This window comes from Brachybacterium sp. 107 (genome assembly GCF_052379725.1).
GTDB lineage: Bacteria > Actinomycetota > Actinomycetes > Actinomycetales > Dermabacteraceae > Brachybacterium.
Map to the genome: position 1 here is coordinate 1 of NZ_JBQSYW010000028.1, position 22,228 is coordinate 22,228.

General features: G+C 70.6%; 24 protein-coding genes. 9 read left to right on the top strand and 15 right to left on the bottom strand.

Features of this window, described 5'->3' with window-relative positions; genetic code table 11:
* Positions 1-717: 717 nt before the first annotated feature.
* Positions 718-981, top strand: a complete 264-nt coding sequence (locus tag ACT3UL_RS18140) for a hypothetical protein (protein ID WP_441448110.1) — start codon at positions 718-720, stop codon at positions 979-981.
* A 78-nt stretch (positions 982-1,059) separates the two neighbouring features.
* Here ACT3UL_RS18140 and ACT3UL_RS18145 read toward each other — a convergent pair whose 3' ends face one another.
* Together ACT3UL_RS18145 and ACT3UL_RS18150 are read right to left on the bottom strand one after the other, a co-directional pair.
* Positions 1,060-2,124 (bottom strand): Gfo/Idh/MocA family protein, encoded by a 1,065-nt coding sequence (locus tag ACT3UL_RS18145; protein ID WP_441448111.1) that lies wholly within the window; start codon positions 2,122-2,124, stop codon positions 1,060-1,062.
* An 11-nt stretch (positions 2,125-2,135) separates the two neighbouring features.
* A complete protein-coding gene (locus ACT3UL_RS18150; protein WP_441448112.1) occupies positions 2,136-2,681 on the bottom strand; it encodes a YdeI/OmpD-associated family protein in 546 nt (181 codons plus the stop codon).
* Between the two features lie 159 nt (positions 2,682-2,840).
* Between ACT3UL_RS18150 and ACT3UL_RS18155 the strand changes: the two genes are divergently transcribed.
* The 3 genes from ACT3UL_RS18155 to ACT3UL_RS18165 are packed head-to-tail and all read left to right on the top strand — an operon-like array spanning position 2,841 to position 5,948.
* Positions 2,841-3,311 carry a MarR family winged helix-turn-helix transcriptional regulator gene (locus tag ACT3UL_RS18155; RefSeq protein WP_441448113.1) on the top strand — a complete coding sequence of 157 codons (471 nt, stop codon included), beginning with the start codon at positions 2,841-2,843 and terminating at the stop codon, positions 3,309-3,311.
* On the top strand, positions 3,308-5,110 hold the full coding sequence (locus ACT3UL_RS18160) for an MDR family MFS transporter (RefSeq protein WP_444579749.1): 1,803 nt from the start codon (positions 3,308-3,310) through the stop codon (positions 5,108-5,110). Before ACT3UL_RS18155 ends, ACT3UL_RS18160 begins: the two co-directional genes overlap by 4 nt.
* 28 nt (positions 5,111-5,138) lie before the next feature.
* Positions 5,139-5,948 carry an NADP-dependent oxidoreductase gene (locus ACT3UL_RS18165; RefSeq protein ID WP_444579786.1) on the top strand — a complete coding sequence of 270 codons (810 nt, stop codon included), beginning with the start codon at positions 5,139-5,141 and terminating at the stop codon, positions 5,946-5,948.
* Between the two features lie 24 nt (positions 5,949-5,972).
* Here the strand turns inward: ACT3UL_RS18165 and ACT3UL_RS18170 are convergent, their stop codons facing one another.
* The 4 genes from ACT3UL_RS18170 to ACT3UL_RS18185 all read right to left on the bottom strand — a co-directional run bounded on the left by ACT3UL_RS18170 (position 5,973) and on the right by ACT3UL_RS18185 (position 8,981).
* Positions 5,973-7,031 carry a hypothetical protein gene (locus tag ACT3UL_RS18170; protein ID WP_444579750.1) on the bottom strand — a complete coding sequence of 353 codons (1,059 nt, stop codon included), beginning with the start codon at positions 7,029-7,031 and terminating at the stop codon, positions 5,973-5,975.
* Between the two features lie 294 nt (positions 7,032-7,325).
* Positions 7,326-7,535 (bottom strand): hypothetical protein, encoded by a 210-nt coding sequence (locus ACT3UL_RS18175; RefSeq protein WP_444579751.1) that lies wholly within the window; start codon positions 7,533-7,535, stop codon positions 7,326-7,328.
* A 68-nt stretch (positions 7,536-7,603) separates the two neighbouring features.
* On the bottom strand, positions 7,604-8,428 hold the full coding sequence (locus ACT3UL_RS18180; RefSeq protein WP_444579752.1) for an SDR family NAD(P)-dependent oxidoreductase: 825 nt from the start codon (positions 8,426-8,428) through the stop codon (positions 7,604-7,606).
* A gap of 109 nt (positions 8,429-8,537) precedes the next feature.
* Positions 8,538-8,981, bottom strand: coding sequence for a DoxX family protein (locus ACT3UL_RS18185; protein ID WP_444579753.1), 444 nt, complete (start codon positions 8,979-8,981; stop codon positions 8,538-8,540).
* A gap of 174 nt (positions 8,982-9,155) precedes the next feature.
* On the opposite strand from ACT3UL_RS18185, the gene ACT3UL_RS18190 reads away from it, so the two are divergent.
* Complete coding sequence (locus ACT3UL_RS18190) at positions 9,156-9,704, top strand: hypothetical protein (protein ID WP_444579754.1); 549 nt, start codon at positions 9,156-9,158, stop codon at positions 9,702-9,704.
* 67 nt (positions 9,705-9,771) lie between these two features.
* Here the strand turns inward: ACT3UL_RS18190 and ACT3UL_RS18195 are convergent, their stop codons facing one another.
* The gene (locus ACT3UL_RS18195) at positions 9,772-11,139 is read right to left on the bottom strand and encodes an outer membrane protein assembly factor BamB family protein (RefSeq protein WP_444579756.1); all 1,368 of its coding nucleotides are present in this window, start codon (positions 11,137-11,139) and stop codon (positions 9,772-9,774) included.
* Positions 11,140-11,251: 112 nt separating this feature from the next.
* Here ACT3UL_RS18195 and ACT3UL_RS18200 point away from each other — a divergent pair, with 112 nt between their 5' ends.
* The gene (locus tag ACT3UL_RS18200; RefSeq protein WP_444579758.1) at positions 11,252-12,214 is read left to right on the top strand and encodes an L-lactate dehydrogenase; all 963 of its coding nucleotides are present in this window, start codon (positions 11,252-11,254) and stop codon (positions 12,212-12,214) included.
* A gap of 3 nt (positions 12,215-12,217) precedes the next feature.
* On the opposite strand, the gene ACT3UL_RS18205 is transcribed toward ACT3UL_RS18200, so the two are convergent.
* The 3 genes from ACT3UL_RS18205 to ACT3UL_RS18215 form a co-directional block, all read right to left on the bottom strand.
* Positions 12,218-12,568: a YrhK family protein gene (locus ACT3UL_RS18205; RefSeq protein ID WP_444579760.1), complete on the bottom strand. Its 351-nt coding sequence runs from the start codon at positions 12,566-12,568 to the stop codon at positions 12,218-12,220.
* 104 nt (positions 12,569-12,672) lie between these two features.
* The gene (locus ACT3UL_RS18210; protein ID WP_444579762.1) at positions 12,673-13,722 is read right to left on the bottom strand and encodes a patatin-like phospholipase family protein; all 1,050 of its coding nucleotides are present in this window, start codon (positions 13,720-13,722) and stop codon (positions 12,673-12,675) included.
* Positions 13,723-13,736: 14 nt separating this feature from the next.
* Complete coding sequence (locus tag ACT3UL_RS18215) at positions 13,737-14,267, bottom strand: MarR family winged helix-turn-helix transcriptional regulator (RefSeq protein WP_444579764.1); 531 nt, start codon at positions 14,265-14,267, stop codon at positions 13,737-13,739.
* A 147-nt stretch (positions 14,268-14,414) separates the two neighbouring features.
* On the opposite strand from ACT3UL_RS18215, the gene ACT3UL_RS18220 reads away from it, so the two are divergent.
* Complete coding sequence (locus ACT3UL_RS18220; RefSeq protein WP_444579766.1) at positions 14,415-15,350, top strand: NADP-dependent oxidoreductase; 936 nt, start codon at positions 14,415-14,417, stop codon at positions 15,348-15,350.
* A gap of 144 nt (positions 15,351-15,494) precedes the next feature.
* Here ACT3UL_RS18220 and ACT3UL_RS18225 read toward each other — a convergent pair whose 3' ends face one another.
* On the bottom strand, positions 15,495-17,159 hold the full coding sequence (locus ACT3UL_RS18225) for an ATP-binding protein (protein ID WP_444579768.1): 1,665 nt from the start codon (positions 17,157-17,159) through the stop codon (positions 15,495-15,497).
* 301 nt (positions 17,160-17,460) lie between these two features.
* Here ACT3UL_RS18225 and ACT3UL_RS18230 point away from each other — a divergent pair, with 301 nt between their 5' ends.
* Entirely contained in the window at positions 17,461-17,856 is a 396-nt protein-coding gene (locus tag ACT3UL_RS18230; protein ID WP_444579770.1) for a response regulator transcription factor, read from the top strand.
* Here ACT3UL_RS18230 and ACT3UL_RS18235 read toward each other — a convergent pair.
* On the bottom strand, positions 17,819-19,708 hold the full coding sequence (locus ACT3UL_RS18235) for a glycosyltransferase (protein WP_444579771.1): 1,890 nt from the start codon (positions 19,706-19,708) through the stop codon (positions 17,819-17,821). The two genes, ACT3UL_RS18230 and ACT3UL_RS18235, sit on opposite strands and share 38 nt — an antisense overlap.
* A gap of 240 nt (positions 19,709-19,948) precedes the next feature.
* Here ACT3UL_RS18235 and ACT3UL_RS18240 point away from each other — a divergent pair, with 240 nt between their 5' ends.
* On the top strand, positions 19,949-20,539 hold the full coding sequence (locus ACT3UL_RS18240; RefSeq protein WP_444579773.1) for an AAA family ATPase: 591 nt from the start codon (positions 19,949-19,951) through the stop codon (positions 20,537-20,539).
* Between the two features lie 140 nt (positions 20,540-20,679).
* Here ACT3UL_RS18240 and ACT3UL_RS18245 read toward each other — a convergent pair whose 3' ends face one another.
* The 3 genes from ACT3UL_RS18245 to ACT3UL_RS18255 are packed head-to-tail and all read right to left on the bottom strand — an operon-like array spanning position 20,680 to position 21,859.
* Entirely contained in the window at positions 20,680-20,976 is a 297-nt protein-coding gene (locus ACT3UL_RS18245; RefSeq protein WP_444579775.1) for a DUF4235 domain-containing protein, read from the bottom strand.
* Between the two features lie 30 nt (positions 20,977-21,006).
* Positions 21,007-21,462 (bottom strand): DUF3618 domain-containing protein, encoded by a 456-nt coding sequence (locus tag ACT3UL_RS18250; protein ID WP_444579777.1) that lies wholly within the window; start codon positions 21,460-21,462, stop codon positions 21,007-21,009.
* A 1-nt stretch (position 21,463) separates the two neighbouring features.
* Positions 21,464-21,859 carry a phage holin family protein gene (locus tag ACT3UL_RS18255; RefSeq protein WP_319021660.1) on the bottom strand — a complete coding sequence of 132 codons (396 nt, stop codon included), beginning with the start codon at positions 21,857-21,859 and terminating at the stop codon, positions 21,464-21,466.
* Positions 21,860-22,228: the final 369 nt, after the last annotated feature.

Below are 22,228 nucleotides of genomic sequence, written 5' to 3' on the forward strand. Positions count from 1 at the left end.
GAGCACCGCCCCTGTAATCCCCGTCCCACAGGTATCCGCAGGATCCCGCACATCGGGCGGCGAATCGGTTCATATCCCGCACAGAATCCGCAGGACGGCACGATTTCCGGCACGCGTTCTCTAGGGTCTCCCTAGGGTCTGAGGTCCAGAGGCCCGGCTCCTCCGCCCCGGTGCTCCCGGATCCGGCGGGGTGGGTGCGAGGCGAGCGCAATCGGGCGCCCGCACTCGGAGCGAACCAGCGGAACAGGGGGATGACGATGTGCACGGTTATCGATTCCTCGAGCATCCAGCTGCCGGGTGGTGAACCCGAGCGGTCGCCGACCTCGAGATCTGCAACCGGGTTCGGCGCGCGGCGCACGGCCCGGACGCCACGCAGCAGACTCCGGACCTGCTGGATGAGCCCCGACGTCGGGAACGGGAAGTAACCCCGCCCGCTGAGGGACCGGTCCGCCGAGGGCCCGCCCTCCGCGCTCAGCACGTCGTGGCGATCGGGGACGGGACGTTCGCCTCCTCCCCGCAGACACGACCATCGCTCGCCGCCGGGCAGCCGGAGCCGGCTGCCACCGGGCGCGACGTCGGCCGGTGACCCGGCCGCGACGGACGCGGACGAGGAATGCCGCCGCACGGCACGGCCTCCCCTCGTCGCTCCACCACCCCGATAGGCCCGCAGCGGCCACCACCAGCACCTTTCCAGTACCACGAGCAATGCGGAGAACCATGGATTCGATCGAGATCAGCGACCGGGACGGCGACGCCCTCACCATCACCACCGGGGCCGACGGTGTGTGGATCACGTGCACGCAGGGCCCCCACGAGGTCACCGTGGGCCCGTTGCCCACGGACGACCTGAGCGCGGCCTTCGCCCGGGCCTCCGCCGCGGCGCACACGGTGCACCCCGGCCCTTCGCAGGTCGGCCAGTTGCACACCAGCCGGACGCGAGCCGACGAGACGCACGCAGGTCCCGCATACAACAGGGGGTGACGGCGCCTTGCCCGGCTCTGGCGCAGCGTGATGCTCCAGCGGGGCAGCCTGCGTCGTTCTCTCGTCGGATCGTGGAGCTCAGCCCTCGAAGCGGTCGGGGGAGAAGGTGGGGTGGGGAGCGCGGTGCGCGGCCTCGATGAGCGTCAGGACGTCGACCGAGTCCTGCGGGTCCACCGGGACGGGGGAGCCGGTGCGCAGGGCGTCGGCGAGCTCGCGGTAGTAGCGGCCGTAGTCGCCGGTGCCCGGAGGCGTGCGGATCACGTCGGCGCCGGAGCTCAGCTCGCCGCGGGCGTCCTCGGACTCGTGCCCGAATCCCGGGGCGTCCGGGGTGGTCCCGGACCGCAGTGCCGCCTCCTGGGGATCCTTGCCGACGGTGCGCCAGGCGCCCTGGTCGCCGGAGACGTGGAACCGCGGCCCCTCCAGTGCCGACAGGCTCGACATGGTCAGGTGCGAGGTCACCCCGCCTGAGTGGGTGAGGATCAGCTGCGCGACGTTGGCCGGGCCTGCGGCGGGTCCGGCGGTCCTCACCGCGGCGAGGAGCTCCGTGACCGGCCCGAAGAGCTGGACGGCCTGGTCGATGAGGTGGGGCCCGAGGTCGAAGAGGATCCCGCCGCCCTCCGTGACAGGCGTCTGCGCCTTCCAGCTGCGCTCACCCGCGGGCTTCCACCACTCGAAGCGGGACTCGAACGTGTGGATCCGGCCGAGGACGCCGGCCTCCACGAGGCCGGTCAGGGTCAGGAAGTCGGCGTCGTACCGACGGTTCTGGAACACCGACAGGCGCCTACCCAGGGCGCGGGCCTCCGCGATCAGCGCCTCGCCCTCCGCACTGGTCGGGGCGAACGGCTTGTCGACCACCACGTCCAGGCCGGAGTGCAGGGCGGCGCGGGCCAGGGCGACATGCGAGGAGGGCGGCGTGCAGACGATCACCAGGTCGAGGTCCGGCGCATGGGCGGCGATATCGCTGGGGTCCTCGATGATCAGCGCACCGGGGTGGTCCTCCCGGGCCTGGGCGGCCCGCTCGGGATTCGAGGTCGAGATGATCGCGACCTCGTAGGCGGGATCCACAGCGAGGAAGGCGCCGTGGAAGAACCTCCCGGCGACGCCGTAGCCCAGGATCGCGGCACGGAGCGGTGGATGGTTCATGGGTGGCTGGTTCATGACAGGCCGATCAGCTTCCCGCTGGTGGACAGCTCCGGATCCGTGCACGAGGCCAGATCGAAGCAGCAGGGCCGCCGGCTGCCCGTGCGGAGCTTGTCGATCGACACGTCCACGCGCTTCGCGCGGGTGCTCGCGTTCTTCGTGGCGCCCACCCAGCGCACCCACTCCCAGCGGGCCATCGGGGTGAGGGAGTCCCACTGGTGCTCGACGTCGCCCGCGCTCTCCAGCGCCGTCCCGAGATCCTCGGGGACCTCGGGTTCGGGCCACTGCGCGGCGGTGGTCAGAGTGAAGGAGATGCTCGTCCCGTCGGCCGCACCGAGTGCCTCCACCAGCTCGTCATCCAGGGAGATCCAGTGGCCCTTGCGGCCGTCGGGCTCCAGGACCGTCTCGACCTCGTGATCATCCAGGGCGCCGACCATCGCGACCTGGCCGCGGGAGGGGAGCTGCGCGCTCGCGACCTCGGGCAGGGGCACGATCAGGCGGTCGTTGATCGCCTGCGCGATCGCGGTGCCCTCGATGGTGACGGACTTCTTCGCAGCCATGGGCGCTCCTCGGGACGGGATCGGACTCGTGCGCCGTCCAGTCTATGAGCACCACGGTGCCCGGACCCTGGGCCCGCTGAACTGGCCTGACGCTCAGCCTTGCCATCCGGGGACGACATCCCTGAACTATTTGCATGCCACAAACAACTACGCGATCCCATGACCCGCACGGGTGACGCGGGGGCGATCCTCCGCGAACTGGTCAGGACCCTGCGCATCTTCCGGCTCGCCGAGCAGCGCCGCGGGCAGCGCAGCGTCTGGGGGACCGCCAGCGGGGTGCTCCAGTGCCTCGAGCTCCACGATGCACGGCTGAGCGAGCTGGCGAGGGAGGTCTCCGCCTCCGTCTCGGTCACCTCTCGCGCCGTCGACGCCCTGGAGGTCGACGGGTACGTCGAGCGGCGCACCGACCGGAACGATGGCCGGGCCTGCGTCGTCTCCATCACCGATCGCGGCCGGGAGCATCTCCGCGAGCGCCACCACGAGATCGCCGACGGCTTCGCCGACGTGCTGCAGGACTGGCCCGACGAGGACATCCAGCAGGCGCTCGACGTCCTGCAGCGACTGAACATCCGTCTCGAGGACCTCACCGTCCTGCTCCGGGACACCGACCGGAAAGGCCCCTCCGTATGACTGACACCCTCCCCGCCCCCGCGAAGGCGCTGCCCCACCGGGAGGTGCTGCAGGTGATGGCCGGCCTGCTGGCCGCGCTGTTCACCGCGCTGCTCTCCAACACCATCGTCTCCACCGCCCTGCCCACGATCATGGCCGATCTGAACGGCACCCAGCGGCAGTACACCTGGGTGATCACGGCGAGCCTGCTGATGATGACCATCAGCACGCCCATCTGGGGCAAGCTCTCGGACCTCTTCGACAAGAAGCGCATGGTCCAACTGGCGATCGTGCTGTTCGTGGCCGGCTCCCTGATCGCGGGCTTCGCGATCTCGATCCCCATGATGATGGCCGCACGCGTCGTCCAGGGCATCGCCATGGGCGGCCTGATGGCGCTCGTGCAGTCGATCATGGGCACGATCGTCTCCCCCCGCGAGCGCGGGCGGTATGCCGGCTACATGGGCGGGGTCATGGGCATCGCGACCATCTCCGGACCACTGCTCGGCGGGGTCATCACCGACGGTCTCGGCTGGCGATGGACGTACTTCGTGTGCATCCCGCTCGCGGTGGCCTCCCTGATCCTGATCCAGCTGAAGCTGCGGATCCCCGCGCGGCCGGCGCGCCCGGTCACCATCGACTACGCGGGCGGGGTGCTGATCGCCCTGACAGCGGCGCTGCCGATGCTCTGGGTCACCTTCGCCGGCAGCAGCTACGACTGGATCTCCTGGCAGTCGGCCGCTTTCGTCGGCGGCTTCGTCCTCACGGCGACCCTCACCGTGATCGTGGAGCTGCGCGCGCCGGAGCCGATCGTGCCGATCCGGCTGCTGCGGAACAACACCGCAGCCCTGATGATCGTCGCGAGCATCGCCGTGGGGGTCGCGATGTTCGGCCCCGCAGTGTTCCTCACCCAGTACTTCCAGCTCGGCGAGGGGCACACCCCGACCGAGGCCGGCCTGCTGATCCTTCCGATGATCATCTTCCAGACGCTCTCCTCCACCCTCGGCGGCATGTTCGTCAGCCACACCGGCCGGTGGAAGCCCATCATGGTCCTCGGCAGCCTCCTCATGGTCCTCGGCCTGGGCGGACTGGGCATGGTCGATCACACCACCGGATATCTCTGGGTCGCCGTCTCGATGGCCCTCGCCGGGGCCGGCGTCGGCACGCTGATCCAGAACATCGTGCTGGCCGTGCAGAACACGGTCGACGTCGCGGACGTCGGCGCTGCCTCCGCCACCATCGCCTTCTTCCGCTCCCTGGGCGGCGCGATCGGCGTCTCCGCCCTCGGGGCGATCCTCACCAACCAGGTCGCCGCGGGCGTCCAGGAGCGCCTTGCCGACAGCGGCGCCCCCGCGGGCGCGATGACCGAGGGCGGAGGCTCGGACAGCACCGAGCTGGACCTGTCCGCGCTGCCCGGTCCCGTCCAGCAGATGGTCCACGACTCCTATGCGGACGGCTTCGGGCACATCTTCCTGATCGCCGGGGTGATCTCCGTGATCACCCTGATCGCCGTGGTGCTCGTGCGGGAGACCGCCCTGCGCACCACCGTCGGGCTGTCCCCCAGCAGCGAGAGCCTTTCCAGGCCCGCCGGCATGAATGCCGGGCATGAGGACTCCCTGGTCGGCCCCGACGGGCGAGCGATCCTGCACGAGCACGACACCACAGGAGGTACCAGGGATGCGCACCATGACCGCAGTCATCACCTCGAGCACGCCGAGCACACCGAGCACACCGAGCACGCCGAGCACATCGAGCACACCGAGACGACCGGACCCGGAGCTCGAGATCGCACGGATCCCGGTTCCGACGATCGGCGCCGGTGACCTGCTGCTGCAGGTCAAGGCCGCCGGCGTGGGCATCCACGACCCGTCGTTCCCGCCCGCCGAGCAGGGCGCCGGACGGGTCATCGGGATCGAGGCGGCCGGGATCGTCTCGGCTGTCGGCCCGAGCGTGACCTCGTGCTGCGTGGGGGATCGCGTCGCCGTGGTCAGCGTGTCGCCGTCCCGGGGCGGGGTGTGGGCGCAGTACGCCGCCGTGCCCGGGGATTCGTTGATCCTCCCGATCCCGGACGGCGTGAGCTTCGAGCAGGCGGCGGCCGTGCCGGTCGCGGCGGGCACCGCGCTGCGGGCGCTGCGCGCACTGCCGGACGGCCCTGCCGGACGCAGGTTGTTCATCGCGGGCGCCTCGGGAGCGGTGGGGACGTTCACCGTGCCCCTGGCCCGCCGGGAGGGATGGGTGGTCGCGGCGTCCGCGTCGGCACCGAACCACGACCACCTGCGCGACCTCGGGGCCGAGCTCACCGTCGACTACCGTGACCCGTCCTGGATCGACGAGGTCCTGCGGTGGCGCCGCGGTGGCGTCGAGGCCGCGATCTCGATCCCGCCGGGCACCACGCACGACGCCATGGCGACGGTCCGTGACGGCGGCGCGGTCGTCACGGTCTCCGCAGACGACGTTCTCGGCGTCCGCGGGATCACGGTGGGAGGCCTCGCCTACGGGGCCGAGATCCAGGAGGATCTTCGCGCGCTCATGGAGGGCATCGCCTCCGGGACGACCCACGTCAAGATCGAGCGGGTCTACCCGTTCGCCGAGGCCCTGAGCGCCCTGGCGAAGGTGCGCACCCTGCATGCGCGCGGCAAGGTCGTCCTCCGTCGTGCCTGAGCGGACGCGCACCTCGCCGTGCGCTCAGCCCTCGCTGTAGCGGCGCTGCCTCTCGCGCTGTCCGTGCGTGAGTCGCCGGAGGTCCGTGCTCTGATCGAAGCTCGACCCCAGAGCGCCGGCGACCACGCCCATCGCGGCGCTCAACCAGGCGATGTCGAGGTACGTCGTGAACGACGGGTGCTCCCCGATGATGTCGGCCATGTACGCGGGAGCGATGACGATGAGGCCGCCGGCGAGGATCAGGAGGACGAGCGCGAGATAGAGGGCTGCCACGCAGAGCGACATGGTCAGGACCGTGGAGAGGTTGTAGAGCAGCACGGTGCGGGCCAGACCGGCTCGCTTGGGACGGTCCCACAGCCCGTTGCTGAGTATCAGCCAGGCGATCATGGCACTCATCGCCAGGACGCCGATCCCCAGCAGCCTCGGCGTCGACAGATACGTCGACATCGCCCAGATGGAGCTGTAGAAGATTCCGAAGGCACCGGTGGCGGATGCGGCGGCGAGGGCGCTGGACAAGGTGGGGACCGTGCGCAGCGGTTCATTGCCCGACACCATTCCGCAGACCGTCCGGACCCCGCCCGTGGTCGCACGAGCATGGAGTGCGAGGTGGCCCGGAAGATCCTCGACCTCCGACCACTGCGTCCAGCGACGGTCGAACCCTGTGGGGTCCCGCCGTTCAGCGGTGGGTTTCATGCGGAGCGCACAGCTCATGAGGACGTGCAGGATGCGGCGACGGCTCGCGAAGGCGCCCAGGGTGGGACATGAGACCACGGCCACCTGCTCCGTGGGGAAGATCTCTGCGATGAGTGGCTTCCCATCGGTGAGGCGCGGGATCTCCGTCAGGAGGAGCACCGCATCCGGATGCTCGTACTCCTCGGAGAGATCGACGGCGGTGCTCAGATCCAGAGTGCCGTCCGGCCGTAGGCGCAAGGTCTCGGTCAGGACGCGGACGGTGATCGGGGGGCGGTACGAATCGTTCAGCAGAGCCTGCAGATCCTCCTTCACGGCATGCGCGCGCCGCGTGGGCAGCCCGGGGTCCGCGACGAGGAGGATGCTGACGCCGGACGGTGCAGTGGTGGGCATGGATCTCCTGGAGACGACTCGCCGGACGTCCCATCGTCGCAGGCGCACGCCCGTTGTCGGGTCCTCTGCGGAGGGATCGACCAGGCGGTTCGGTCCTGACCCCGGACTGCGGCCAGCCGGCGGGGATCCCGGCCTCGACATCTCGCCGGAATCCAGGATCCCTGATCCGCCACGAGACGGCGCCCGTCGGGAGCTGATCCGACGCAGAAGGTCCGTGATCCTGCGTGGCTGACCGCCGGTATGCCGGACCAGCGCCGGCCGGGACCCGACCTGATGGTCGGGCCCCGCGGGCGGTCAGTGCCCGTATCCCCCGGACTCCTCAGCATCGGTCGCCTGGGCGGAGGGTGCGTCCTCGTGCTGCTCGGCCTCGGCCTCGGAGAGCTTCTTGGTCTCGTCATCGACCAGGTCAGGCGCGTCGTCGCCCTGCGCACGGGCGTCACCCTGATCCTCGGGGTGCACGGTGGAGTCGTCATCTGCGGGGTGGTGGACGGGGGTGCTGGTCATCAGGGATCCTCCTGCATAGCGGTGATCGGGACCACACTGTATTCCCGTGGCAGGGGGACCGGCTCCGCTCAGCGGGCCGCGGGGTCGAAGTCGTCGATCACCGCGTCGTAGCCGGAACGGAAGTCGGGGAAGTCCAGCGGGCCGAGGAAGGATCGCAGCAGCGCCCCGTCCAGCACGGTGCCGCCGCGCGGCGGCGTCTGGGTGCTGGGCGGAACCGGCACCCCGAGCCGGGCCGCGATATGCGCGACGACGCGACCGAGCCGGGCCGGCTCCTCATCGACGGCATGCAGCAGCGGGGGAGGGGAGGGGTCCAGGAGCAGCTTCTCGAGAGCGCGGACCAGATCGGCCTCGTGGATCCGATTCGTGCGTCGACCGTGGGGCACGGCGTCGCCGGCCAGCACGCTGCGCAGCAGCCGTTCGCGCCCTGGTCCATAGATCCCTGCGGGCCGGACGATGAGAGCCCCGAAGAGGTCCTCGGCCAGGCGTTCCCCGCGCAGCAGGACCCTGGCGCGCTCGGAGAGCGGCCACGGCGCGGTCGCCTCGGTCACCGGATGCTCGGCGCCGCAGCCCTCGAAGACCCGGGTCGAGGAGACGAAGAGGGTCCGCTCCGGGACGGCGGGCAGCGCGGCGGCGAGGGTCCGCAACGGGGTCCGGTAGCCGTGCTCATCCTCGGGGGGCGGCAGGGTGATGACCATCCTGTCGACCGCCGGCAGCTCGAGCCCCTGGTCGAGCAGGAGGTCTGCGGTGATGCGGGTGAAGGTCTCCGGCAGCTCCGCGGGGGAACGGCGCACGGCCACGACCTGCTCCCCGGCCTCGACCAGTCGGGATCCCAGCCGTCGGCCTATCCGCCCGCACCCCACGAGCAGGGTCGTCCGGTTCGTCGCACCTGTCACAGGGTCTCCTGTCCTCGAACATCTGGTGGCGCAGCATCGACTGCGTGCGGCGCGCTGTCCGCGCCCTTGCGCGCTGCACTGCAGGGCCTGCGGGTTCTGCTCCCCATGGTCAGCGGTCCCGGGATCGCGTCGCGCCCAGCGCTTTCGTGGCCCAGAGCGTGAGAGCGATCAGCACCGGCTGGAACAGGAGGCGGGTGAACCGCTTCGTGTCGGTATCCAGCCCGAAGCCGTCGCGGTGATGGAGCCACTGCGCGATGTTCCCGGGGAACACGGCCACGAAGAAGGCTGCGACGACCCAGCCGACGGCGACCTGACGCCGCACGAGCAGCATCAGGGCCGCGCCCAGGGAGATCTCCACGATCCCTGAGGCGAGGACGGTGGTGTCGGGGCTCACGGGGAGGAGGTCGGGGACCTGCGCCTGGAACTCGTCGCGAGCGACCGTCAGGTGGCTGATGCCGGCGCCGGCCAGTGCGGCCCCCAGGCCGATGCGCACCAGGGTGCGAGGCAGCGAGCGATGCCGCGCCGCAGAACGCGAGGCCGAGTGGTCGGACATGGAGTACCTCGATCTGTCGGGATGCCGAGACGGCGTCGGCACGTCCGTCCAGGATAGAGGACCACGCGGGATCCGAGCGGGCCCTACATCCCGTCCTGTCCCGCTTCCGGACCAGTACTTTTGAGGTATCCGCACCGGAGATCCCGCCGCGGATCCCTCCCCGAGGAGTCCCCCATGAGCACAACCCGCGTTCCGGTTCCCCCCGCGTCCACCCGGCCCGCTGACGAGGCCCGCAGGCCCTGGGGCTACACGGTCCTGGGGGTCACCCGCCTCCTGCTCGGCTTCACCTTCGCCTGGGCGTTCCTCGACAAGCTGTTCGGGCTGGGGTTCTCCACGCCCTCCGAGCGAGCCTGGCTCCAGGGCGGTTCCCCCACCAGCGGATTCCTCGGCGGCTCCATCGAGGCAGGTAACCCGTTCGCCGGCTTCTGGGAGTTCTGGCTCAGCCTGAACCCCTTCACCGACATCCTCTTCATGGGGGGTCTGCTGGGGATCGGCCTGGCCCTCCTGCTCGGCATCGGGACCCGTGTCGCGGCGGCGAGCGGCGCGGCGATGTATCTGCTGATGTACCTCGCGGCGTTCCCGATGGTCACGAATCCGCTGTTCGACGACCACCTGATCATGGCAGTCCTGCTGATCGCGATGGCCGGCCTCGCGGCCGGTGACCACGTCGGCCTTGGTCGCCGCTGGCGTCGACTCGTCGCGGGCAACCCGTTCCTGATCTGACCGGACGTTCCCCACGATCGGACCGCGCCGCAGCAGGCGGGAGGCCGGGTGCGCGCACCGGCTGCGATCAGGCGTCGCGGGAGAACACGAGCAGCTCGCGGGTCTCCGCATCGTCCCGCACCACGGCGAGCGTGCTCGGCGTGGTGGTCAGGCGCAGCGCCCAGGCGTCCTCCACCGGGGTCTCCGTCAGGTCACCGGTGGCGAGATCGATGCTCGTGATGCCGTCAGCGGTCGCGACGATGATCTCGTCACCGAACAGCTGCGCCGCATCGGGCCGGGGGCCGCTCGCGCCCCCGGTCACCGGCACGCGCCACAGCTCCTCGCCGCTGGAGGCATCGACAGCGAAGAGCACGTCCCCGGCCAGCCCCACGACGGTATCGCCGAAGCCCTGCAGCCAGGGAACCGTTGCGGTGTCGGCGCTCCAGAGATCCGCCCCGGTCGCGGGATCCAGGCCGACGAGCCGAGCGGCGTGCTCGTCGTCCTCGACGGTGAGGGCCGAGACCACCACGACGCCGTCGGGCCCGTCGACGAACGGGACCGTCGAGCCGGCCTCCGGGGTCGCCCCGTCGGAGAGATCCGCGGGCCAGGTCCAGGACTCGACCCCCGACGCCGCATCGAGACCCGTGATCGACGCGCGAGTGCGTTCGTCGTCGTTGCCCCACATGATCGGGCCGACGGAGTAGACGTCCCGGGCATCGAGCCGATCCGCGACGACCGTGTCACCGATCCACGTCACCGTCCCCTCGGTCCCCGGCAGGGCCGCATCCCACACCGGCTCCCGATCCTCGAGGCCGTACGCCGAGACGGCCGATCCCGACTCCGCAGGGGTCGCCAGCACCACGGTGCGGCCGTCGGGCGAGACCCCGGCCGCGGCCCGACCGATCCCCGCCCGGTCCAGGCGCTCCACGTCGAGGCAGCCCCGGACCGAGCCGTCCTGCCCGTCGAGGATCGAGAGCCGGTAGATGCCGCCCTCGACGGCGGCGAGGCTGAGCACCGCATCGCCCGCGACCTCGGGCACGGCGGCCTGGCCGGCCTGGCCACGGCTCCAGGACGCCTCGCCGGTGACAGGATCCAGGCTCGTGTCGTGGAATTCGTTCCGCTCGGCGAAGTAGGGGAAATCGGAGACCACGAGGCCACCATCCGTGCGGGGTGCGAGGCGGACGTCCTGCTCGAGCGGCGCCGAACCCAGCAGAGGGCCGATGCCCGGCACCGAGGCGACCTGCTCCACGAGATCACCCATACCCTCCGCTGCCGGCTCCGGGCCGAGCTCGTAGTCCAGTGAGCTGTCACCCGTGCTCGTGCCGACATGGCAGCCCCACCACGGGGTGCGGACCACGGCCACGGCGCCGCCGGCCAGGAGCGCGACGACGGCGATGCCGCCCACCCAGACGCGGACGCGGCGAGAGCGGGCGGTGGGAGGAGCGGGCTGCGTCATGCGGGTCAATGTAACCCGGGGGCCCGTGCTCGAGAGGTGGCAGGAACGATCGCTGGACTCTCCGGGGACCACGGTCCCTGTGACAGGCCGGGACGCCTCCTACTGTGGCCCCATGATCGAGAACTCGAAACTCACCGTGATCGGTGCCGGGGCCGTCGGCTCGAGCGTCGCCTACGCGTCCCTCATCCGCGGCTCCGCTCGCCATATCGCGCTCTACGACATCGACCCGGAGAGGACCGAGGCCGAAGTGCTCGACCTCGCCCACGGCACCCTGTTCGCCGGCAGCAGCGACATCACCGGCGGGTCCGACATCGCAGTGGCGGAGGGCTCCCACGTCGTCGTGATCACCGCTGGCGCCAAGCAGCGTCCTGGCCAGACCCGGATCGAGCTCGCCGCCACCAACGCCACGATCCTCCGCTCCCTCGTCCCGCAGGTCCTCGACGCCGCGCCGGACGCGATCATCGTCATCGTCACCAACCCCTGTGATGTCCTCACGATGCTCGCCCACGAGGTGTCCGGACTCCCGACCCAGCGGGTCTTCGCCTCCGGCACCCTCCTGGACTCCTCCCGGCTGCGCTGGGAGATCTCGCGGCGAGCGGGGGTCGCCGCGTCGAGCGTGCACGCGCAGATCGTCGGTGAGCACGGCGACACCGAGTTCCCGCTGTGGTCGACAGCGCGCATCGGAGCCGTCCCGATCCTGGACTGGCAGCAGGAGGGTGCCCCGCTGTTCACGAGGAACGATCTGGACGACATCGCCGCCGAGGTGCGGGATGCGGCCTACCGCGTCATCCAGGGCAAGGGGGCGACCAACTACGCCATCGGCCTCTCCAGCGCCCGCATCGTGGAGGCGATCCTGCGCGACGAGAACGCTGTGCTCCCCGTCGCCCCGGTGCTCGATGACTTCCACGGCATCCAGGGTGTCGCCCTGTCGGTGCCCTGCATCGTCAGGTCCTCCGGTGCCCACCCCATCCGGGACACCCCCTTCTCCTCGTCCGAGCTCGACGCGCTGCACTCCTCGGCCCGGGCGCTGAGCGCAGTCGCTGCCGAGGTGCGCGGGGAGGGACGGACCCGCTGATCCTCAGGCGTCGGGGCGGCGCTCATCACCGTCGCCGACCGGCCTCTTCGGAGCGCCGAACGACACCGGCCGCTCGGGCGCTTCGTCCGCCAGCAGGTCGACGTCGTCCTGGCGGGCCAGATACATCTCGCGGATCAGGCGGATGGTCGGCTTGGTCGCGAAGAAGAACGACCCGACCAGGAAGCAGACCGTGCCCGCCAGCTGCGTCTGCCCGAAGAAGAACAGCACGCTGCCCACGATGAAGAGGAACGCGGCCAGGAAGTCCACGATCGTATGCAGAACCTCGAACGCCGCGAAGCGACGGGCCTGCTGGGGAGTGATCTGGGCATTGCGGGGGTCGAAGAGTCGCGTCATGCCCCCCCATCCTCCCGCTCGGGTGTCCTCCGTGCAGGATTCTCCTGCGCCCGGTCCGCCGGGGTGCGACCCCGCCTGGGGGCCACGGCTCGCCCGCGACGAGCTCACCGAGGTGCGCGGAACCTCGCGACGTAGCGTGCGAAGTCCCATCCCGGCTGGGTGGTGGTGCCGTCGAGGAACTCGATCGCCGCCCGTCGACCCTCCCGGTAGAGCAGTTCACGGTCCGCCGCGGAGAGATCGAACTGGGTGGGACGCACCGCGGCGGTGTCGATGAAGATCGTGCGGGCCACGGCGTGGGAGTCCTCGATGTGCATCCGGTCGTAGAACCCGGTCACCGTGCTCACCACGGCCTTGGCGAACGAGAGCGGCCCGGAGATCCTGGTGACCCCGCCGAAGCCGCTCTCCGGGCGGGCGGAGAGCTTGATGCCGAAGGTGGGCCAGCGCGGGATCTGCCCGGGCGGGAGGTCGAACACCTCGACCGGGAAGTTCGACAGCATCCCGCCGTCCACCAGCCACGTGGTGACGCCGGCAGGGGACGTCCACCGGGTGGGCCGGAAGAAGAACGGGATCGACGTCGACGCGCGCACTGCGTCGACCACCCGCAGCCGCTCCGAGCTGGTGCCCACGGCGCCCGCATCGGTGGGCAGGAACCGCAGGCGCCCGGCCGTGAGATCCGAGGCGGTGACCACCAGGCGGGAGCGCTGGCCGGGGCCGAGCTCCCGTGCTGGGTCAGGATCCTCGTAGAGAAGATCGGCGAAGGTGCCCGTGCGGCCGGGATCGCCCTGGGTGTCCAGCTGCTCCTCGAGCCAGCGGGCCAGGGCGGCGCTGCGATAGACCCCGTTGTGCAGCATGATCGCCAGGGCCTTGCCCGGCAGGAAGCGGGTCCAGAACGGGCCGTCCTGGAAAAGGCGGTAGTCGGTGGCGCGCAGGATCCCCACCATGGCCGAGCCGCTGATCCCTGCTGTGGCCAGAGCCCCGGCGATCGCCCCGGCGGAGGAGCCCGCCACCCGGTTGATGCGGTATCCACGCTCCTCGAGCACCTCGATCGCTCCGGCCAGGGCGATGCCCTTGACCCCTCCGCCCTCCAGGACGAGGTCCACGCGGCGATCGCCGTCGGCTGGTGAGGACGAGGGCGCGGGCTGGGCGGTGACCATGCGATCACCCTAGATCAGGGTTCCTCGGGGTGGTCACGCTCCGAGTCGAGGACAGGCGTCGTCGGGGGCGTGGCACGGGCGTCGAGCTGTTCGCGGACCGGCCCGGCGATGCGGGCGAGGGCAGCTCCGAGGTGGCGCTGCTGTGCGGCGCTCAGCGGGTCGAAGATCAGCTCGCGCACGCGTTCCACGTGGCCCGGGGCGCTCGTGACGACCTTCTGCAGTCCGGTGTCGGTCAGTGTGGCCACTGTGTATCGCCCGTTGTCCGGATCGGGGCTCCGGGTGACCCAGCCGCGCTGCTCGAAGCGGACCATGACCTTGGAGAGTCGGGGCTGGGTGCTGTCGCACTGGGCGGCAAGGGTGCTGAGGCGAAGGGAGTGGTCCGGGGCGCTCGAGAGGCGGGCGAGCACGCTGTACTCATAGTTCGTCGTGTCGGCGTCGCGTTCCAGCTGCCGATCGAGCAGCGTCGGCAGCGCGATCACGATGCTCAGCAGGTCCTGCCATATGGCCTGCTGCTGCTCGTCGAGCCATCGGGGGGAATCGGTCATGCCACAGGAGCATACCGGCGAGGGACGCCGGTTGACTTGCCGAGGAAAGTCCGACAGTCTTCTCGGAGTTGCCCAGGCAAGTCCCGATGTGGCATCCGGCCCTCTTCTCAGACGGCCGCTGACGACAGACATCATGAGGAGAGTCCTGTGAAGGCGATTCGATATCACCAGTTCGGCGGCACCGAGGTGCTGCGCACCGACGAGGTGGAGATTCCCTCGCCCGGCCCTGGTCAGGTGCTGGTGAAGGTGGCCGCGACCTCGTTCAACCCGGTGGACGACCACATCCGTCTCGGAGTGCTGGCCGAGGCCATCCCGACCCCGCTGCCGATCACACCGGGGCTGGACGTCGCCGGCACCGTCGTCGCACGCGGCGAAGGAGTCACCACGGTCCAGGTCGATGACCTCGTCATCGGAATGTTCCCGCTGAACGAGCACGGCGGTGCCGCGGACTACGCGGTCATCGCGGCTGATCTCGTCGCCGTGGCACCCCGCACGCTGCCGCTGACCGATGCCGCCGCTCTGCCGTTGACCGGGCTGGCGGCCCGGCAGGCAGCCATCGGGCTGGCCGATATCCGGTCCGGGCAGAGCGTGCTGGTCAACGGCGCGGGTGGGGCGGTGGGCGGCATCGTGGTGCAGCTCGCTGTCGACGCCGGTGCGACGGTGACCGCCGTCAGCGGGCCCGAGCATGCCGACCGTCTGCTCGGGTACGGCGCCGCCGAGGTCGTGGGGCCGTTGGATCTCGCCGCGGGCCCGCACGCCGTGGGCGGGCCGTTCGAGGTCGTGGTCAACCACGTCCGCCTCAGCCCGGACGGCCTGGCCACGCTGACCGGCTATGTCGCTGACGGCGGCATCGCGGTCAGCTCCGCGGGGGCCGTGCCGGCCGACGACGAGCGCGCCGTGCGGACAGCGAGCGTGTGGGTGCAGCCCGACGGCTCCCACCTGGCGGATCTGGTGTCGCGCCTCGATCAGGGCCGGATCGCCCTCCACATCGCCGACCGCCGGCCGCTGCAGGAGCTGCGCGACGTGCACGACGACGCGGCACAGGGCGCGCTCGTCGGCAAGACAGTCCTGACCGTCGCCTGACGGCCAGTTCACGGTCAGCTGGCCGCCTGGAAGGCGCTGTGGAGGGCCCTGCGAAGCGCGCAGGGCCCTCCGCGGCGTCGGCCTGCTCCGGCCTCTCACGAGCCGCGGCCCGCCCTCACCCCATCCCGAGCAGCTTCCCGCTCCTCAGCTGGTCGACACCCGGTCGACGGAGAGCCGGATCGTGAACGTCGAACCCGTGCCCGGCGTGGACCGCACACTGATCTGGCCGCCGTGGGCGAGCACGAGCGCGCGGGTCAGCGCCAACCCGATGCCGTGCCCCGGGATCGGGCTGCTGCGCGCCGTCTCGGTGCGGTAGTACTCCGTGAACAGATTCGTCTGCTCCTGATCGGACATCCCGATCCCCGAGTCGATGATGCTCACCTCGACCGCGCTCTCGACCACCCGGCAGCGCACCCGGATCGTTCCGCCCCGCGGCGTGTACTTCAGGGCGTTGGAGAGCAGGTTGCTGATCGCCTGGGTCAGCCTCTTCGCGTCCACGAGCATCACCGGGGACTCCTCGATGTCCCCCGAGAGGGAGATGCCGCTCTTCTCGGCCTGCGGCGCGGCAGATTCGAGAACCTCCTGCGCGATGAGCGAGACCCGATGGCGGCGCAGCTCCAGGCCATCCACGGTGGACCGCGTGATCTGATCGTGCAGCAGATCCTGCACCAGGGTGAGCAGCTGCTCGGCATTGCGGTTCGCGACCGCCAGGTACCCGGCGGCGCCCTCGGGGAGCTCCTCGTCATCCATCGCGAGCTCGAGATATCCGATCACCGAGGTCAGGGGAGTGCGCAGCTCATGGGAGACCGCCGCGACGAACTGCTGCTGCGCGCGGACGGCATCGACGTACGAGGACACATCGGAGAAGATCACCACCGCGCCGTCGCGGTTGCCGTGCCGGTCCAGGATCTGCCGTGCCGAGGTGGAGAACTTGGTGCCGGCCTGGCCCGGAGGGCCGGCGGAGATCACGTAGTTGCTGAAGCTCTCCTGGAGGACGGCGCGGCGCACGGGGCGCTGTTCGGGAGGGATCGCCGTGGCCGTGCCCGGGTAGCGCAGCAGGAGCTGCGACTCCTCCGGATCGTGGAGATCTGTCGGGGAGCACAGCTCATGGAACGCCTTCTGGGTCCGGTTCATCAGCACGTCGTCGCCCTCGCGGTCCACCACCACGATGCCCACCGGCACGCTGTCGAGGATGTTCTCGAGCAGTCGCTCCCAGGAGGCCGTGGCTTCCAGCAGCTCCTCCTTCTCCTGGAGCGTCGCCGTCATCCGGCGCGCCTGCCCGTCCAGCACCTTGAGGGCGCCGGCGGCCAGCAGCCCGACCTGGAGCACCGTGAAGGGCAGGAGCAGAGCGCGGGCGATGTCCGTGGAGGTGAGGTCCGGCGCGGAACGCACCAGGGCCGGCCCGGCGATGGCTGCCGCCACGCAGACGGTCGCGATCACCGCGCCGGGGATCCGCAGCCGCGCCACGAGCCAGAGCGCGGGGATGATGGTCAGCAGCGAGACGGCACTCGCCTCGGTGCGCAGCACATCACGGAACAGCCCGACGGCCACGATGTCCAGCACGGGGATGATCGCCCCGCACCAGGAGGGAAGCCGTCTCCACGGAACTGCGAACGCTGCCACCGTGGTCAGCGCGAGGAGGATGAGGCCTGCGAGGTAGGGGCCGCTCTGCACGAACACCGGGCTCGAGAACGAGATCATGAGGGTGAACACGGCGACGAAGGCGAGGAAGTAGAGCTGCTTGGAGCCGCCGCCGGTGGGGGAGACCACCCGGGCGAGCTGACGGGTCACGGATGCTGCGAGGTCCACGGGAATCCGCCTTCACGAGTCAGGAGCCCGCGCCACGCCAGGGAACCGGCTCCGGTCGGTCTGCCCTGTACCCGGAAGTCTCACCCCGCGAGCCGTCCCGGGCAACCATGCACAGCCGGGTTCGGCTGTGATTCTTCCCGAGAGTGAGGATCCAGCGGTCCTGGCGGCCGGCTGACCGTGCGGACGCAGTCCGTGCTCCCCGCGGATCGTCGGGGGTGACCGGATGCGCGCCGCACCTTCTATACGCTGGTGCTGGCCCGGGCGACGGGCACGGACCAACGAGGACGAGGCGGAGGACGCTGTGGGGACTGCTGTGGTGATCGAGGACGACGATGACATCCGTCAGCTGCTGGAGGTCGTGCTCGGCCAGGAGGGGTACGCCGTGACCGTGGCGGCCACGGGCACCGAGGGGCTCGATGCTCTCAGAGCCGATCCGCCGGACCTGACCCTGGTCGATGTCGGCCTGCCGGACATGGAGGGCTATGAGGTGGTGCGCACGGCCCGGCCCCTCCTGAGCGGCCACATCGTGATGCTCAGCGCGCGCTCGCAGGCCTCCGACGCCCAGCTGGGTCTCGAGGCCGGTGCCGATGCGTACCTGACCAAGCCGTTCCGGCCGCGACAGCTGCGCGAGTCGCTCCGGGAGATCGTCTCCCGCCCGGTCAGGTCCGACGGACAGGCACCATCTGCGTCTCGGTGAGCGTCGGGTTCTCCTGGTGCGGGGTCTGCAGCAGCGCGCGCCGCACCGAGACCTCCTTGCGCAGCGCATCGACGGTCTCGCGGCCCACGGCCGTGACCACGGGCAGCTGCTCCCGCGCGGCGTCCGCGTCGCCGCCCTCCAGGATCGCCTCGAGATCGGTGGCGGCCTGCTCCAGCCGTGCGGCACCCACCATCGCCGAGGACACCCGGATGCTGCCGACCGCGTCCCGCGCGGGCATCGGAGCCTCCGCTGCCACAGCGCGCTCCAGGCGGGCGGCACGGATGGGCCACATGATCGCCCATCCCGAGGCGAAATCGATCCCGAGATCCGAGCGGCCCTCGAGCTCGGCCGAGAGCTCCTCGAGCTCCTCCAACCGCATCAGCGGCTGGGCCAGGAGCTCCTCGCTCAGCACCACCTCGGCGAGGATCCGCCCGTCCGCGTTGCGGACGGTCTTGGCCCATCCGGTGCGCCCCGTCAGAGCACGCCATGACGCCTGCAGGTAGTACACGTACGTGAGGTACACGTACACCAGATTGCCCAGTCCCAGGCCGACGGCGACGAGTGCGGAGACCTCGCCACCGGTCACGCGCCGATAGACCAGACCCCACACCGCGTAGGGGAGCACGAGGAAGAACAGCCCGGACAGGACGATCGTGAGCAGGGTCGAGGCTCTCCAGAAGTCCCCCGCGTTCTCGACGAGCCCGAGGATCAGCAGCAGTGGGATGAGCACGAGGTTCAGCATCATCACGACCGGCTGCAGCATGAAGTAGTGCATCTCGAGCAGCCCGGGAACCGAGAGATGGCCGCTGCGGCGCAGCGAGGGGAGCGCGGAAGCGCACTCCATGTTCCCCTGCGCCCAGCGGGTACGCTGCCGGATCAGCCGCCGGGTGAAGGGAAGGGCCTCCTGGGAGACATGCGCCTCCCGCACGTAATGGTTACGCATCCCGAGCTCGAGGATGTTCATGCCGAGCTCGTAGTCCTCGCTGAGCTTCTTCCCCCATGGCTTCCCGTGCTTCTCGGTCAGGGCGTCGAGCACGGTGAGCCGCGCGAACTGGCCGTTGCCGCCCATGCCCACGGTCCCCGTCCGCACCCGCAGCACCTGCATCGCCGAGTTCGTCGTCCGGAACTCGAGATCCTGCATCCGTACCAGCGCGCGGCCGACGGCGTTGCGCACGCGCCCGTCCGTAGGACGCGGGCGTCGGTCGCCGCGGTTCTTCATCCACACCTCGAGCTGGACAGCACCCACCTCGGCGTCGCCGAAGGACTCGGGACCGGACAGCATCGGCAGGGCGTTGTCCGAGAGGAAGCCATCGGCGTCCAGGACCCCGATGACGGTGCGGTGACGCTCCTCCGCGTTCCCCTGCACATGCTCCGAGACGATCCGGTACGCGGCGTTGAGGGCGTCGCCCTTGCCGGTCCTCGCCTCCGGTGCGATCCGGGAGATGAGGTGCACCCGGCTGTCGAAGACCATCAGATCCTGCACCACGCTCGCGGTGGAGTCCTCGCTCGCATCGTCGATGACCCACACGTGAGCTCGAGGGAAGGACGTGCGCGCCGCGGAGACCGTCTCGGCGATCACGTTCTCCTCGTCGCGGCAGGGCACCAGCAGATGCCACGCGAGGGTGTCGGGATCGCCGACAGAATTGCTCGGGTGGCGCACCTCGCGCAGGAAGGTCATCAGCAGCAACGAGACGTAGGTGAGCGCGCAGGCCGCGGTCAGCGTCAGCAGCGCCACCGCCACATCCCGCCAGATCACCTCGCCGATGTTCCCGAACACCCCCGAGAGGCCGAACACGACGACGGCGCACAGCGCATAGAGGACGGCGAGGACGACGGTCAGCGTGGTTCTCATCGGCAGGATTCGCTTTCACGGTGTGGTCCCGGCCCGGGCCCGGAGGGGCCGTCGAGGTCACGGGAGCGGGCAACAGGGTGGGCATGCCCACGGTGATGGACCCGTTCATGCCGAGGCCTCAGATCGTAGTCACTCGAGCTCGCTCCAGTCATTGTTCGACGTGCGCATCACACGGCCCCGCGCCTCGTCCTGGTGGGAAATCGGTGGCAGCGTCGCTCGAGCACGCCCTACCGTGCGGACATGACGAACGCACAGACCCCGCTCGGTGATCCCTCCGGTATCTCCGCCCTCGACAACGGCCGGTCCATCCTCCTGGTCACCGGTCCTCCGGCCGGGAAGTCCACGGTCACCAGACTGCTGGCCGAGAGGTTGAGCCGTTGCGCGCTGCTCGACGGGGACTTCGTGGCCCGGCTCGTGGTGAGCGGATACGTCTGGCCGCTCGGAGAACCGGCCGACGAGGCCGCACGGCAGGTCGCTCTGTGCAACCAGAACCTCTGCGACCTCGCACGGAACATCGCCGACGCCGGGATCACCCCGGTCATCGACTGGATCGTCCCGGATCGGGCGCAGTTCGACGTGTTCTCGAACGCGCTCGGCGGTCTGGGGCTGCGCCCCGTGGTGCTGGCCCCCGACCCCGCGGTGTGTGTGGAGCGGAGCCTGCAGCGCGAGGAACGAGCCCGTTTCGACTTCGACGACCACGCGGGCCTGCTCGCCCGGATGGGGGAGGCGTTCGGGGACGACGCGCTCTGGGTCGACTCCAGCCACCTCAGCGCGCAGGACACGGTGGAGCTGATCGTGGAGGCGCCGGGCATCGCCGACGACAGCCGCTGATCCGGCCGTCGGCCCGGGCTCGAGCCGCCATACCGGCCTCGACGTCCACCTCGAGACCGGCCTCGACGTCAGCTCCGACGGCGACAGCGCCCCTCGGCTCCGGAGCCGAGGGGCGCTGTCGCCGAGCGGTGCGCAGGCGATCAGTCGCCCGGCCACTCCCCGAAGACCTTCTCGAAGGCGCGTGCGCCGCCGCGGTCCACGAGTGCCTTGACCGTGGCGTAGAGGGCGCCCTGGATCGCCGCGGCGAGCACGATCTGACCCAGCGGGAACTCGGACTCGAGCGCCTTGGGGGTGTCATCGGTGTGCTCGGAGGCGGCGCGCTTCCAGATCTGCTTGAACAGGATCCCGGCGACCGCGCCGCTGGCGACGCCGCTCAGCAGCCCGATGGGGCGGTAGAGGATCTTGGCGGAGGTGCTGGTGGTCTTCTCATGGGCCATGGTGGTCTCCTCGAGGTCTCGGCGGGAACGTCAGCGGCGGCGGTTCGCCAGGAGTGAGACCGCGGCGATCAGGAGGCCCACGGTGGCGCCGCCCGCCGCCCACAGCACGGGGCTCGGACGCCCCAGATCATCGGTGGCCGCATCGCGTGCCTGGTCACGGGCCTGGGCGACGGAGGAGCGGGCGGACTCGCGAGCCTGCTCCGCCTGCCCCTGCAGCCGGGCCTTCTGCTCGTGCGCGCGGGCTTTGAGCTCGTCGACCTGCTTGTCGGCCTGCGCCTTGGGGTCGAGCTTGTCGGAGAGCGCGCCGACGGTGTTCGCCAGATCGCGACGCGTGCGGGCGATGTCGGTCTCGATCTCCTCGGGCGTGGCATCGCCGGACGGCTCCGGGGCTGCCGTGCTGGGCAGGCCGGTCTCCGTCTCGGGAGGACGGATCGGCCCGGAGTCGGGGCCCCCGGGTCGGGCCGCGTCGTTCGCTGCGTGGGTCATCTCAGATCCTTTCCTTGATCTCGTCCGCGTCCCGGCGCACGGTGGCGACGGTCCGCTCGGGCGTCGGGGTCAGGCCCTCGGTCTTCTTCTTGCCGATCAGGGCGGCGATGCCCGCGATGAGGAAGATGACGACGGTGACGATCAGGGCGGCCGCCCAGGCGGGCAGGAAGAGCGCGAGCACCAGGATCGCGGTGGCGATCAGGGAGCCGAGCCCGAACCAGGCGAGGACGGCGCCGGCACCGAAGAGGCCCACGGCGGTCCCGCCCTGCTTGGCCTTCTGGGTGTACTCGGCGCGGGCGAGCTTCAGCTCGTCCCGCACGAGACGTGCGGTCTGCTCCGACAGGCGATCCACGAGATCGGCGACAGAGGGGTCTTCCGTGGGACGGGGGTTGCTCACGAGTGCTCCCTTCGGACTTGCGATGGCCGGTGGCATGCACGTGCCGGCGACCCGGACGCCCGACGGGCACGGAGCCCGCCGAGGGCCCCAGCCTAGACATGCCCTTCTCCCGTGCTCCAGGGGATCGGGCGCCCGGTTCCTCGACGACGACGCATGACCTGCATCGATGGCGTGAACTCGCAGGACCCACCGGTGCTCGACCAGCCGGTCGTGACGGTCCACCCGGAGCGGGTGCGAGCGGTGTCGGGTGATCGGGTCACGCTCTGGACCCGCCGTGACCTGCGCACCCGGTCGCAGTACGGTGTCCGGACCGATCCTCCTCCTCTTCCTCTGCACTCATTCCTCTGCACTCATTCCTCCGCACTCACT

Bases quoted from the DNA above. Each gene is read 5' to 3' on its own strand.
- ACT3UL_RS18215 (WP_444579764.1), bottom strand. From the start codon at position 14,267: ATGACCGATTCCCCCCGATGGCTCGACGAGCAGCAGCAGGCCATATGG.
- ACT3UL_RS18145 (WP_441448111.1), bottom strand. From the start codon at position 2,124: ATGAACCATCCACCGCTCCGTGCCGCGATCCTGGGCTACGGCGTCGCC.
- ACT3UL_RS18155 (WP_441448113.1), top strand. From the start codon at position 2,841: ATGACCCGCACGGGTGACGCGGGGGCGATCCTCCGCGAACTGGTCAGG.
- ACT3UL_RS18250 (WP_444579777.1), bottom strand. From the start codon at position 21,462: ATGACCCACGCAGCGAACGACGCGGCCCGACCCGGGGGCCCCGACTCC.
- ACT3UL_RS18140 (WP_441448110.1), top strand. From the start codon at position 718: ATGGATTCGATCGAGATCAGCGACCGGGACGGCGACGCCCTCACCATC.
- ACT3UL_RS18205 (WP_444579760.1), bottom strand. From the start codon at position 12,568: ATGACGCGACTCTTCGACCCCCGCAATGCCCAGATCACTCCCCAGCAG.
- ACT3UL_RS18195 (WP_444579756.1), bottom strand. From the start codon at position 11,139: ATGACGCAGCCCGCTCCTCCCACCGCCCGCTCTCGCCGCGTCCGCGTC.
- ACT3UL_RS18245 (WP_444579775.1), bottom strand. From the start codon at position 20,976: ATGGCCCATGAGAAGACCACCAGCACCTCCGCCAAGATCCTCTACCGC.
- ACT3UL_RS18185 (WP_444579753.1), bottom strand. From the start codon at position 8,981: ATGTCCGACCACTCGGCCTCGCGTTCTGCGGCGCGGCATCGCTCGCTG.
- ACT3UL_RS18200 (WP_444579758.1), top strand. From the start codon at position 11,252: ATGATCGAGAACTCGAAACTCACCGTGATCGGTGCCGGGGCCGTCGGC.
- ACT3UL_RS18175 (WP_444579751.1), bottom strand. From the start codon at position 7,535: ATGACCAGCACCCCCGTCCACCACCCCGCAGATGACGACTCCACCGTG.
- ACT3UL_RS18210 (WP_444579762.1), bottom strand. From the start codon at position 13,722: ATGGTCACCGCCCAGCCCGCGCCCTCGTCCTCACCAGCCGACGGCGAT.
- ACT3UL_RS18240 (WP_444579773.1), top strand. From the start codon at position 19,949: ATGACGAACGCACAGACCCCGCTCGGTGATCCCTCCGGTATCTCCGCC.
- ACT3UL_RS18150 (WP_441448112.1), bottom strand. From the start codon at position 2,681: ATGGCTGCGAAGAAGTCCGTCACCATCGAGGGCACCGCGATCGCGCAG.
- ACT3UL_RS18170 (WP_444579750.1), bottom strand. From the start codon at position 7,031: ATGCCCACCACTGCACCGTCCGGCGTCAGCATCCTCCTCGTCGCGGAC.
- ACT3UL_RS18160 (WP_444579749.1), top strand. From the start codon at position 3,308: ATGACTGACACCCTCCCCGCCCCCGCGAAGGCGCTGCCCCACCGGGAG.
- ACT3UL_RS18235 (WP_444579771.1), bottom strand. From the start codon at position 19,708: ATGAGAACCACGCTGACCGTCGTCCTCGCCGTCCTCTATGCGCTGTGC.
- ACT3UL_RS18190 (WP_444579754.1), top strand. From the start codon at position 9,156: ATGAGCACAACCCGCGTTCCGGTTCCCCCCGCGTCCACCCGGCCCGCT.